The organism is Pedobacter sp. ASV12 (assembly GCF_016429155.1).
Taxonomy (GTDB): domain Bacteria; phylum Bacteroidota; class Bacteroidia; order Sphingobacteriales; family Sphingobacteriaceae; genus Pedobacter.
The window spans coordinates 1-11,905 of record NZ_JAELUC010000049.1; the positions used below are offsets into that span (position 1 = coordinate 1).

The following is an 11,905-nucleotide window of genomic DNA, read 5'->3' on the forward strand; positions in this document are numbered from 1 at the left end:
GCGTTGTACTGGGCGCCTTCTAAATTGTTGTCGCTAAACTTATTGTAGAAAACATTAAGGTTTTGCTGCGTATTCCAGAATTTGGCTAGGCGAATAGGTACATACAAATTGACCGAGTAATTCTGTGCCCTCCCCAGGTTTGCCCTGATTACATTTACAATACGGGTTGCCTCGTCTTGCTGGCTGATCTGCGTAATCATATCATGGGTATCAGAGTAGTTAAAAGACAGTGAATATTCCTTATAACTGTAGCCCAACTCAAAATTGTTGGTAAACTGCGGCTTTAAATAAGGATTGCCCTGATCAAGCGCATATGGATCCATGTAAAACACAAATGGATTGAGCTGCTGGTAATTCGGGCGGTCTACCCTACGGCTGTAAGAATACCTGATGTTGTTGTCTTTGTTTATTTTCTGGTTCACAAATACCGTTGGAAACAAAGACAAATAGTTTCTGTCCACTACTTTGTTTTCGGTTATCGAATTGCCGTTTGAATGGGTATGCTCGGCCCTTAAGCCCAATTGCACTTGAAACACCTTCCATTCTTTCGCTACATTGGCGTAGGCAGCATTGATATTTTCCTTATATACAAAATCGTTAGAGCGTCCGAGGTTATTTTGCCAATTGCCGTTTAAAAATTCTTCGGCCAGCAGGTTATTATGGGTAATAACATGGCTACTCTTCAGGCCTGCTTCAAATTTAAAGGTTTTAGAGATCGGCAACGTGAGGTCGGATTTCAGGGCATAAACATCAATGTTGGCGTCGGTGGTATTTCTCAACCCGGTGGTCTTGTTCACTTGTCCGGCACCATTCAGGTATTTCGCATCGAAAACTTCGTTCTTTTTGTTGCTGAAACCTGCATAGTCGGCATCGAAAGTCAGGCTTGCCTCTCTGCCAAAATCGTGCTTGATGTTAAAATTGGCGGTCAGATTGCTCGCCGGCGATTTTGAAATTGCCTGCTGGCTTACCGAGTTTGAAGTGCTTGTACCATTTTGCAATTCCTGGATATAGGTATTGCTCAAGTTGCCCAAATTGGTGCTTACGGTATTGGCATCAACCATCACGCCGATTACGGTTTTTTCAGACACATAGTAATCTGCGCCTAGCTTTCCGGTATAGCCCACCCCGTGGTTGTTGCGGTCAAAATTCTGGTCGAAAGCACTCGAAAGTCCATTTGACAAGGTGTTGCGGTTAACCCTGATGTTGTTGAAGTTGGTTCTGCGCATAAAACCTGCATTGCCAAAGATGTTCCACTTGTCAACACGGTGGTTCAGGTTGAGAAATACTCCTGCCCTGTACAAATCGCTTGGCGAACCGGGCATCAAACCTTGGCCACCATTAAACGAAACACTGCCATTGGTACCAAAAAACTTATTTCTTTTGAGCTTGATATTGATAATACCCGCATTGCCAGCCGCATCGTATTTGGATGATGGATTGGTAATGAGTTCGATGGTCGAAATCTGGTCGCTGCTCATGTTGCTCAGCAAGGTAGTAACGTCGGCACCCGAAAGCACGTTGGGTTTTCCGTCTATCATCACCGTAATACCGGTTTTATTGTTCAGCTTGATTTGGTCGTTCTGCCTATCGATGGTTACGCCAGGGGCTTTTTCGAGCACTTCGAGGGCTGTACCGCCCGTAGCCACGATGCTGTTTTCTACATTGAGCACCGTTTTGTCTATTTTATGCTCCACAAACGGCTTCCTGGTTTCGATAGTTACCTCTTTAAGCTGCTTGGTTAGTCCTTCCATTTTAATGGCGGGCAGCTTTACATCGGCATCGGCTACTGTAAAACGTTCTGTTTTGGTGGCTTTGTAGCCTACCAGCTGTACGGCAAGCAAGTAGTTTCCAGATTTTACCTGTTCGAAGGCAAAATTGCCATCAAAATCGGTCTGCACTGTTTTGAGGGTGGCCGTATCAGGAAAATGGAGCAGTTTAACCAAGGCATAAGGTACCGCCTCTGCTTTTTCGTCGGTAACCTTACCTGTAATTTTACTGTTTTTTTGGGCAAAAGAAGTCCCGTACGCCAATAGACAGGCTATCAGCACAATTAGTTTTTTCATAATGTCTAGGGATTATATGCTCGGTAGAGCTTAATTCATCTGTTATTTTTCATGAGCGCCAATGCCACCTTTGAAGTGGTTGGCGGATTAAAAATTTTGTCTAAATACGTTTAATAACTTTTTACTTTCAATAGGCTTCCGCCCATTATGGCTTGGTTAATCCGGCAAAACCAAAGCTCTTCTCTTTATCAAACCAGTCTCAAAACCCAATGCCTACGGTTGCATTTCGCAGGATAAACCGGCCTAAGCTTATCCCGTTCAGCATCCCTCATTCATTTTATCTTTCAACTGTATTAGTTAAATAATACACTAAGTTATTAATACAGAAAATAGATTCCAAATTTTAAGGCAACTAATTTGCAAAACCTAGCTTCATGGCTATTTCATGGAGCTTTTACAGCTCGCTTTTGCACTTCAGTCCCTCTTCGGTCATCACCCATTCTTTGTATTCGCCCTGTTTATCTTCATCGGCATTGCAAGAGAAATAATAGAATTGCAGCATATAGATATTGTCGTTTACCAACAGGTGGGTTCCAACCGGCACCTTGAGGGTGATGTGCAATTCCTGGTTTCTCCAAATGCTTTCTTTTTTCAGCTGCAGCCTCGGACTAAGCACGAGCAGCGAATCTGTTTGCGTGTATTTGTAATCAATATTCTGTGCATTTTTCAACGCCATAGAAAAGGTTTTGCCCTGCGATTCGTAAGTCTGTATCATGCTGGTTTTGCCATTGTCGCTTTTTACGATTTCCAAATGCACATTTCGGGGGATGCGAAAAGGATGGTCTTCGTCGTTGTCTACCACTACCCTGTCGCCAAAATCGTCTTTGCCGATGTGGTAGGCCAAGCTGTCCTCCTTGCTAAAAATCATGCTCCTGTCTACGTCGATACGGTAGGTTGGGTAGCTTTTAAGCGAAGTGGTACGCACCAATTCGGCATGCTCCTGAAACTCGGCCGAAATTTTGGCACCATAATAAATCGTTGTAGAAACACCCACCAGCCAAATGATCAATAAGGCAAACGACAGGGTTTTGTTGATGGTGGTTTTGTTAAAGGCAACACGGATAGAGAAAAGTACCAGCGCCAAAATCGGGATAAACAAACTTATAAAAGCAGCGAAAACAAGGGTATCCCTGTAGCTTTCGTTAATGATCGAGAAAGGGAAATAATCATAGGCATCCCAAAAACCCAACAAGGCAGCCAAGCAAGCGATTAGGCCGATCATGGCACCAAAACCGAAAACAATCATCAAGCCGGCAATAAGCTTAAAGATGGCTTTGGCACTTCCGTTGAGGAAACGGCGTATCGCATCCAGAAATTCGGTAATTAAACTGCCCGAACGCTTCATCATCGGCTTAAAGTGTTTTTCGCCAGTCGATTTCATGTTGGCCGCAAAGGCAGCCATTTCTTCTTCAAAATTCCGCTGATAGCCATACAAATTGGTCGCTTCTCCTTTCATTTCCATTTTTTCGGATCTGGAAACCGCTCTAGGAATGGCAATCCACAAAATGAGGTAAGCCAAAATACCCACACCGCCAATAAAAATAGACAAGAAAGCCACCAGCCTGATCCAGCGTGCCTCGATGTTGATATAATGGCCCAAGCCCGAACACACACCGGCAATCATGGCATCTTCCATGTCGCGATACAATTTTTTATCGCCGGTAAAACTAAAAGTCTGATTGGCCTGTGGCATTTCCTCTTCTTCGTTTTGGAAATCCTGCACGCGACCCATCTGCGCAATCACACCTTCAACGTCGGCCATTTCAACTACCTGCTTTTGCGAAGTTGTCAAAATCTCGGTCAGCATTTCGGCAATACGGTTTTCGATATCGGTTACAATCTCAAAATCGTCGGCGTTTTTGGCAAAGTGTTGTTTAATTTCGTTCAGGTAGGTGGTAAGCACCTCGTAGGCATCTTCTTCGATGTGGATAATGGAATTTCCTATATTGATGATTAGTGTCTTTTTCATGTTTGTTTATTTTAATTTTGAATGATTGAATTTTGAATGGTCTTCGATAATTCTTTCATTCTCTCATTCAATTATTTTGCGGCCCCGTTTTGCGATGTAGTGATGGCATAGGCCAGCTCTTGCCAGGTGGTGTCGAGTTGCTTCAGGATTTCGCGGCCTTCCGGCGTAAGCACATAATATTTGCGCGGTGGCCCAGATGTCGACTCTACCCAGTTGTAGCCCAGCAGTCCATTGTTTTTTAAACGGGTAAGCAAAGGATATAAAGTACCCTCTACCACCAACAGTTTTGCCTGTTTCAGTTCGGCGATAATATCGGAGGCATAAATCTCACCTCGCGATATGATTAAAAGCACACAGTATTCGAGTATGCCTTTTCGCATTTGGGTTTGCGTATTTTCTGCTATCATAATACAAAGATATATGCTTTATACAGTATTATGCAATACATAGTACTATAAAAATTCAAAAATATTTTTTAAAGCACTGATATACAATAAATTAATTTTTATTAATTCTTTACCCTAGCTTGCCAAAGCTTTAAAAACCCAGCCAATAACACCAAATAAAATACCGAACCGATCATTCAACCTATGTCATTTCCGAATAATATTTTAAGACTACTATTTTAGTAGTATTTATTTTGCTACCTTTGCGCCTTCAAACCCAAATAGCATGTTCAAAAAATCGATAGCCGCCATCAAGGCCGAAGTTGCCGAAAGTTCGGAAGCCTCGTTAAAAAGAAGCCTTGGCCCCTTTCAACTGGTGATGATTGGCATTGGGCTTACGCTTGGCGCCGGCCTATTCTCTATTACCGGCTTGGCCGCTGCCAACTATGCAGGTCCGGCCGTAACCTTGTCATTTGTAATCGCCGCATTGGGTTGCGGGTTTGCCGCCTTGTGCTATGCCGAATTTGCTTCGATGATTCCCGTGGCCGGAAGTGCCTACACTTATGCCTATGCCACCATGGGCGAATGGTTTGCCTGGATTATTGGCTGGGATCTGGTGCTCGAATATTCGGTTGGCTGTGCCACCGTTGCCATCAGCTGGTCGCAGTACCTGGTTAAGTTTCTGGCTTCCTATCATATCTATTTACCCGCGCAGTTTACACTCTCGCCCTTTGAAACCGCCAAATTGAGCGACGGCACCATTGTACATGGCCTGATTAACCTGCCAGCCGCCTTGGTGGTGATCTTGATGACACTCGTGGTGATCAGGGGTGCCAAAGGCTCGGCAGTGGTGAACGCCATTATCGTATTTTTAAAAGTGGGCGTGGTCTTGGTTTTTATTGCTTTAGGCTGGAATTACATCAATCCTGCTAATTATCACCCTTACATCCCACAAAACACCGGCGAATTTGGCCATTTTGGCTGGAGTGGTGTTTTGCGTGCTGCCGGACTGGTGTTTTTTGTTTTTATTGGCTTTGATGCGGTGGCTGCTTCTGCCCAGGAAACCAAAAATCCTAAACGCGATTTGCCGATCGGCATTATCGGTTCGTTGGTAGCCTGTACGGTGTTGTTTGGGCTTTTTGGGCACGTAATGACCGGATTGGCCAACTACAAGGAGTTTGCCAACAGTGGCGCACCAGTAGCTATCGCCATCGAAAAAACGCCATATTCGTGGTTAAGCCAGGCTATTATTTTAGCCATTTTAATCGGCTATACTTCGGTAATTCTGGTCGATTTGATGGCCCAATCGCGCATGTTTTATGCCATTAGCCGCGACGGACTTTTGCCAAAGGCTTTTTCTAAACTTCATCCCAAATTCAAAACGCCATATCAATCCAACATCCTGCTTTGTGCGTTTATTGGCTTGTTTGCGGCATTTGTACCATTAAATGTGGTAGGCGAAATGACCAGTATCGGTACCCTATTGGCGTTTTTAATGGTTTGTGCGGGCATTTTGATCCTCCGCAAAACCAATCCTGATGCCGAGCGGCCGTTTAAGGTACCGTTGGTGCCGTTGGTTCCGATCTTGGGTATCCTGGTTTGCTTGGCCATGATGGCTTTTATGCCTTGGGAAACCTGGCTGAGACTGGTGGTTTGGTTGGCTATTGGCCTGGTTATTTACCTGTTATACGGAAAAAAGAACAGCCTGCTCAGGAAATCGTTTAATAAATAGTACAGCTCGAAAAGGGTTTGAGGCAAGACTTAATAAGATAAGCAGGCTATTTTAAGGTTCAAAACAACACTTATCCACATTTTAACAACCTGGGGCGCTGTGGCTCAAGTTTTGTGTTAATGAGTTTGTTCCTTAATTATGTTGACTTATGATTATCAAACTTCAACTCCCGGCCACAGCAACAGCTACTGGACAGCAAGTATCAAAAGCTGTTGAGCAACCTACCCGTAAAGATAGAGTTAAGGCAGATCGTATAGTTATTGCAATTATTTATCTTTTGGGAATAATCGGCGCAGCCGTATTTGCTTAGCGGCTTTCAATAGACCATATATAAATCTGGCTTTCCTGCGGCAACAAAAACTACAACAACAGCGTATCAATACGGTGGGCCTGTACCATATTTAAGGTTGGCGACCAGCTGAAAATGGTAAAATGGCCATCTTGCGAGGCTACCAAGGCCAAAGCATTACGCTGGTCGTAAATAAACTGTGCGGCCGAAAGATGTCGGGTTCCTCCAATTTTTGCGGGATGCACGGTTACCGCATCGCCACCGGCAATAGGTTCCGAATACGATAATTCCTGAATATGGCCACTGCTGTTGGCCCTGCCCGTTTTGGCACCAAAAGCCAGCAATTCGTAATCGTCGCTGATGATGGTAGCGCCATCTACCGCCGTAAGGCCCGACAAGTGATCGATTTCTCTTTTCAATGCGCTCTGCCAAAAGATTTCGCTGGCATTGCGATCTTTATTGGTAAGGTCGGCCAGGCCACGGTAAGGAGGCTTAAGTGCATAGCCCATGGGGTGGATTACCGACTGCTCCCAGTCTTTGGTACCTTTTGGAACGACCAAGATGGCACCGCCACGTGCATGTGCCCGCATAGAAACAGCCAGCTGGATCAGGATATTGGCGGCATCGTTCCAATAAGAGTGTGCGGTTAAATCGAGCAGCGACAAGAGCATAGTCGGGCAATCGGCACTGGTGGCACTTTTTTCTTCTACAACTTTAATCTGGTCGCCCTTAAGTACTGCCACGTTGGTGTATTTGCCAAAACCGTAAATACGCCGATGTTTGATCACCAATAGGCCAGGTTCTGATACATCAACCACAAAGCAGTAATTGGGTATATTGAGCGTTGTACCCCAAATATGCAGGCTATAGCCATCGTGCCATACGCCGATGTGGATACCGCTTCGCTCAACACCTGGCGCCATTTTGGTAAGGATATTGGCATTTAACGGCAGCGTTTGATGAAACAGCAACGGTTTGCTGGCCTGCTCTGGTGGCAAAAAAGCAATGGATATTTTTGGCGAATGCCCTTCCTCCTTGCGCAAACTCGACCAAAAGGCCGCATCGAGAATGGCCTCGATGACCCTCGCGGGTGGCTGTGGCGCCAAATCGACTTCGCCCTTGGCGCTGGCTTCTGCCAAATGTTTGGCGAAATGTGCCTCTATTTGCGGGGCTACCAGTTTTGCGGCCTGATATGTTGCTCTATTTACCATGTTACTAAGTTAAGTGTTTTAGTTCTGGATTTTCACCTGGCGAAAGTTGGCCAAAAGTAAATTTCTCGGGCATGAAATTCTTGCAGATGGCTTAGCTGTGGGATTGTCAAATCGTTGCTTGTTGAATTGCCCAAATGCCCAACCATTTAACAATGTCCACATAAAACCGTACTATTACCTTTCTTATCCTACATCAAGAGCCGGGCGCACCAACGGACTTATCTTTGTATCAATAAGTTTTAACAATTATGGCACAAACAGTATTGCACAAAGCCAACACCCGAGGGGTGGCAGATCATGGCTGGTTAAAAAGTTATCAAAGTTTCAGCTTTGCTGGATACTATAATCCTGAACGCATCCACTTCGGCGCCTTGCGCGTGCTGAACGACGATATCGTTACCGGGGGCATGGGTTTCGGCGAGCATCCGCACGACAACATGGAAATTATTTCTATTCCGCTTGAAGGAGAGCTGCAACACAAGGATAGCATGGGCAATGTGGCCACCATTAAAGCTGGCGAAATCCAGGTAATGAGCGCCGGAACCGGAATTTACCACTCTGAATACAACCCAGATGCTACCCATCCGGCCAAGTTTTTACAAATCTGGCTTTTTCCGAACACAAGAAATGTAACGCCTAGGTACGACCAGATTGTGCTGGACAAAACCGAACGCAAAAACGAGTTTGTACAGATTTTATCGCCAAATGCTGACGACGCGGGTGTTTGGATCTATCAAAATGCCTGGTTTAACCTGGCCACTTTTGAAGCCGGCCACAGCAAAGCCTATCCGATGCACGGCAAAGGCAACGGCCTATACATTTTCGTATTGGAAGGAGAATTGGAAGTGGAAGGCCAAAAATTAGAAACAAGAGACGGTTTCGGTGTTTGGGATACCGATTCTGTAAATATAAAAGCTATTGGAGAAGCTAAATTCTTGTTAATGGAAGTTCCGATGGAGTTCTAATCAGAAATCGGGGGTCTCGACAACAGACTCCCGATTTTTGTTTTGAGCAATTTTCCATGCCCTCCCGAGATAATGCCTAAATGCAGGGTGGATTAACACTCACAAACTCAGCAATAAAACAATCAAAGAAAATGCAAACTATAGAAATCGTAGTCATCGGCACCAACAAACCCATCATGCAAACCATTGCCCGGCTGATCGACCAAAACGAAGAGTGGAAGGCCAAACTGGCTTATTCTGTGACCGAAGCCTTAAACATCTGTCTGCAGGAAAGCATCAAACTGGTACTCATTGGCGCCGGAATAACCGAGGAAGAAATAGACAGGCTTAAGCTCGAGCTGGCCAACCAACGCCCCCACTTACCCATCATTAAGCATTATGGCGGTGGCAGCGGCTTGTTGTTTGCCGAAATTCATCAGGGGTTGGGAAGTTAAAGCCCTGGGGTTCTCTACCCTAAATAATGGTCAATCGCCTTGGCAAATTAATGACAAGCGGCATACAGACGGCCACATTGCTCCTTCATGGACAACCCGCCTCAGATCGGTTTTGCCCTGACCTACCTTAAGCCATCCTTTGTGGCTAGCCAACACTTTCAATTCATTGCGATTGCACATCGTTGCCGTAACTTTTCGAAGCTCGCACAAAGGATCCAAGAATCTTATTTTTATTGCCTGCCTTCAGAAAAATGCATCTTCATTTTCCGCTCAAAAACCACCAATTTTCAAATATTTTACATAAATCAAACACAACGGCACAAAACTTGTTAGGTAGTTAAAAACTATTTATAAAAATTAAATCATTAGTTATGAAAAAATTACTTTTTACTTTAATTGCAGGCGCAGCACTTTTAACGACAGGCTTGAATGCACAAGCTCAAGCTTACAAAACTGGTGCAGGTTTGGGCATCGATTTTGGCAATGGCGCTACCATGGTTGGTCCTTCAATTAAACACTTCTTCAACCAAAATAGTGCAATTGAAGGTGATGTTTTATTTGGCGGAAGTTCTACTTTGATCCAAGCATTTTATCAATACAATGCACCAATTAAAGGTGCTCCAGGCCTACAATGGTATTTAGGCGGTGGCCCAGGCATTAACTTGTACGATGGTGGCTCTACTTTTATGATCCGTCCGATGGTAGGTTTAGACTACAGAATTTCTGGCGCACCAATCGGTTTCAACTTCGACTGGAGACCAGCTTTGCAATTTTATGATGGTGGCAACAACTTCGAAGCCGGAAGATTTGGCCTAGGTATTAAATACATCTTCAAATAAGAAGATCATGTATAAAAAAAGCCCCGAGCGATATGCTCGGGGCTTTTTTATGTTTATTGGTTTGCTGGCTCATTAGTTCATTGATTTATTAGGCAATCAACTATGGGTTGCGAACCGAAAACCAAATACCATTGAACTGTCTATATGCCCATCCATTTTTTGCGAACGGCCAACTGTTGTGGCGTTGCATCTTCTTTGATGGTAGTTTTAAACCTAACGGCATCGTTATTGGTTAGGGTTACGGTCAGGTCTTGTTTCAAACCATCTCTTACAATACTCACTTTTACCGTTTCGCCCACTTTCTTGCTCGAAATTTGGGTCATTCTTTCTACCAAGGCTTCGGCAGGTACATCATCAATAGCAACGATTTCGTCGTTTACGTTTACACCGCCATTCCAGGCACCTGAACCACGCGCCACGCCTGTTACGATAACTTTACCGGTAGCCCTGCTGGTTGTTGCACCAAAGTAAGGAATGCTTTTGCCTTCGTTTTCGTTCACAATATCGATACCGGCATAGCCGAAATATTTGGCAAACTCGATCGCGTCTGTGCCATTTACATATTTGGCCCAGAAATTAGTGAAGTTCATGCCACTGATTTTCTCTACCATGGCCTTGAACTCGGCATCGGTATAGCCACGTTTCAAGGTTTTGCATTGCAAGTACATCGCTTTCATCACATCGTCGAGGCTTTTGGCGCCTTTAGTGGCATTGGCAATTTCCAAATCCATCAATAAACCTACTACTTCGCCTTTGCTGTAGTAAGAGATGAAAGTATTGCGCGAGTTTTCGTTCGGACGGTAGGCACCGTTGATCCAGGCATCGAAGCTCGACGCGGCCGCCGACATCAATTTAGAGCCTGGCGTATTCATTACCGTACCTACTGCACCAGCCAAGCCGTTTACGAATCCATCTTGCGGGGTAAAGCCTGCTCTTAGCATAAACTTGTTCTCGTAGTACGAAGTAAATCCTTCGGCCACCCACAAATTGGTGGTATAGTTTTCGTTGTCGTAATCGAATGGCCCTAAAGCAATTGGGCGCAATCTTTTGACGTTCCACAAATGGTGATACTCATGCGCTACCAAGCCTAAGAAACCATTATAGCCCCTAGGCGTACCATAGGCATTGCGTGATGCGCCTAAAACAGTTGAGTTCAGGTGCTCTAAACCGCCACCACCTTGTTGGTAGTTGTGCACGATGAAAGTATAGTGTTTATTCGGATTTTCGCCGTACACCGCCGTAGCCTGTTCTACAATTTTGGCCATGTCTACTTTCAGGCGCTCCTTGTCGTAATTGCCGCCACCGTACATGGCTACTTCGTGCCTTACGCCAGCTGCATTAAATTCGAATACATCCTGGTTACCCACTTCGATAGGGCTATCGAACAAAATATCAAAATCTGATGCCGTGTAGGTAAATTGCTGGCCAGGTACCGGCTCCAATCCGGTACTTACCTTATCCCATTTGCCAAAAGGAATAATCTTAACCGTGCTTGGCGTCTTGATCATCCCGGCAGGATACATAAAAATATTGGCCGACGAAAGAAAGGCATGCGAAGCATCGATAAATGCCGTACGCACCGAAATTTCGAATGCATAAACCCTATAATTGATTTTTACGGCATTGGCTTTGGCATTGAAAATCCTCCAGGTATTTTTGGTTACTTTTTCTACCTTAACGGCTTTGCCGTTGGCGGTTGCACCAAAGCTTTCTACGCTTTTGGCAAACTCGCGTACCAAATAAGAACCTGGGGTCCATACCGGCATTTTTACATCGACATAGCTTTTGGCCGCAATGCCCGATAGGTTCATTTCTACTTCCGCATAATGTGCCTGCGGCTCTTTGAAGCTTACTTCAAAGTTTATTTTTACTTGTGATTTGGCTGCCATAGTAATAGATAGGAGTATGACTAATCCGAAAATTGATTTATTCATTACTGTTATTTAATGATAGTTGAAAGTTTAAGGACAAATTTAAAATTTCTAAGTTTTTAAAGACATATATTTATGTAATAAGC

The 11,905-nt window shown here is 44.5% G+C and carries 10 protein-coding genes; 5 read left to right on the forward strand and 5 right to left on the reverse strand.

Annotation, left to right across the window (positions count from 1 at the left end; translation table 11 throughout):
- The 3 genes from JHD69_RS12450 to JHD69_RS12460 all read right to left on the reverse strand — a co-directional run.
- On the reverse strand, positions 1-2,063 hold a 2,063-nt coding region (locus JHD69_RS12450; protein ID WP_199140670.1), incomplete at its 3' end, for an outer membrane beta-barrel family protein.
- Between the two features lie 394 nt (positions 2,064-2,457).
- Positions 2,458-4,032 (reverse strand): PspC domain-containing protein, encoded by a 1,575-nt coding sequence (locus JHD69_RS12455; protein ID WP_199140671.1) that lies wholly within the window; start codon positions 4,030-4,032, stop codon positions 2,458-2,460.
- 71 nt (positions 4,033-4,103) lie between these two features.
- A complete protein-coding gene (locus JHD69_RS12460; RefSeq protein WP_199140672.1) occupies positions 4,104-4,439 on the reverse strand; it encodes a PadR family transcriptional regulator in 336 nt (111 codons plus the stop codon).
- 265 nt (positions 4,440-4,704) lie between these two features.
- Here JHD69_RS12460 and JHD69_RS12465 point away from each other — a divergent pair, with 265 nt between their 5' ends.
- Positions 4,705-6,150 carry an amino acid permease gene (locus tag JHD69_RS12465; RefSeq protein WP_199140673.1) on the forward strand — a complete coding sequence of 482 codons (1,446 nt, stop codon included), beginning with the start codon at positions 4,705-4,707 and terminating at the stop codon, positions 6,148-6,150.
- A 148-nt stretch (positions 6,151-6,298) separates the two neighbouring features.
- Positions 6,299-6,460 carry a hypothetical protein gene (locus tag JHD69_RS12470; RefSeq protein ID WP_199140674.1) on the forward strand — a complete coding sequence of 54 codons (162 nt, stop codon included), beginning with the start codon at positions 6,299-6,301 and terminating at the stop codon, positions 6,458-6,460.
- Positions 6,461-6,510: 50 nt separating this feature from the next.
- Here JHD69_RS12470 and JHD69_RS12475 read toward each other — a convergent pair whose 3' ends face one another.
- Positions 6,511-7,650 (reverse strand): putative sensor domain DACNV-containing protein, encoded by a 1,140-nt coding sequence (locus tag JHD69_RS12475; protein ID WP_199140675.1) that lies wholly within the window; start codon positions 7,648-7,650, stop codon positions 6,511-6,513.
- A gap of 248 nt (positions 7,651-7,898) precedes the next feature.
- Between JHD69_RS12475 and JHD69_RS12480 the strand changes: the two genes are divergently transcribed.
- The 3 genes from JHD69_RS12480 (at position 7,899) to JHD69_RS12490 (ending at position 9,888) form a co-directional block, all read left to right on the forward strand.
- Complete coding sequence (locus tag JHD69_RS12480; protein ID WP_199140676.1) at positions 7,899-8,615, forward strand: pirin family protein; 717 nt, start codon at positions 7,899-7,901, stop codon at positions 8,613-8,615.
- Positions 8,616-8,746: 131 nt separating this feature from the next.
- Positions 8,747-9,049 (forward strand): hypothetical protein, encoded by a 303-nt coding sequence (locus JHD69_RS12485; RefSeq protein ID WP_199140677.1) that lies wholly within the window; start codon positions 8,747-8,749, stop codon positions 9,047-9,049.
- 371 nt (positions 9,050-9,420) lie between these two features.
- The gene (locus JHD69_RS12490; protein ID WP_199140678.1) at positions 9,421-9,888 is read left to right on the forward strand and encodes a hypothetical protein; all 468 of its coding nucleotides are present in this window, start codon (positions 9,421-9,423) and stop codon (positions 9,886-9,888) included.
- A 140-nt stretch (positions 9,889-10,028) separates the two neighbouring features.
- Here JHD69_RS12490 and JHD69_RS12495 read toward each other — a convergent pair whose 3' ends face one another.
- A complete protein-coding gene (locus tag JHD69_RS12495) occupies positions 10,029-11,777 on the reverse strand; it encodes a M61 family metallopeptidase (protein WP_199140679.1) in 1,749 nt (582 codons plus the stop codon).
- Positions 11,778-11,905: the final 128 nt, after the last annotated feature.

What these genes read in the sequence shown, in the direction of transcription:
- JHD69_RS12455 (WP_199140671.1), bottom strand. Translation starts at nt 4,032, where the DNA reads ATGAAAAAGACACTAATCATCAATATAGGAAATTCCATTATCCACATC.
- JHD69_RS12460 (WP_199140672.1), bottom strand. Translation starts at nt 4,439, where the DNA reads ATGATAGCAGAAAATACGCAAACCCAAATGCGAAAAGGCATACTCGAA.
- JHD69_RS12465 (WP_199140673.1), top strand. Translation starts at nt 4,705, where the DNA reads ATGTTCAAAAAATCGATAGCCGCCATCAAGGCCGAAGTTGCCGAAAGT.
- JHD69_RS12470 (WP_199140674.1), top strand. Translation starts at nt 6,299, where the DNA reads ATGATTATCAAACTTCAACTCCCGGCCACAGCAACAGCTACTGGACAG.
- JHD69_RS12475 (WP_199140675.1), bottom strand. Translation starts at nt 7,650, where the DNA reads ATGGTAAATAGAGCAACATATCAGGCCGCAAAACTGGTAGCCCCGCAA.
- JHD69_RS12480 (WP_199140676.1), top strand. Translation starts at nt 7,899, where the DNA reads ATGGCACAAACAGTATTGCACAAAGCCAACACCCGAGGGGTGGCAGAT.
- JHD69_RS12485 (WP_199140677.1), top strand. Translation starts at nt 8,747, where the DNA reads ATGCAAACTATAGAAATCGTAGTCATCGGCACCAACAAACCCATCATG.
- JHD69_RS12490 (WP_199140678.1), top strand. Translation starts at nt 9,421, where the DNA reads ATGAAAAAATTACTTTTTACTTTAATTGCAGGCGCAGCACTTTTAACG.
- JHD69_RS12495 (WP_199140679.1), bottom strand. Translation starts at nt 11,777, where the DNA reads ATGGCAGCCAAATCACAAGTAAAAATAAACTTTGAAGTAAGCTTCAAA.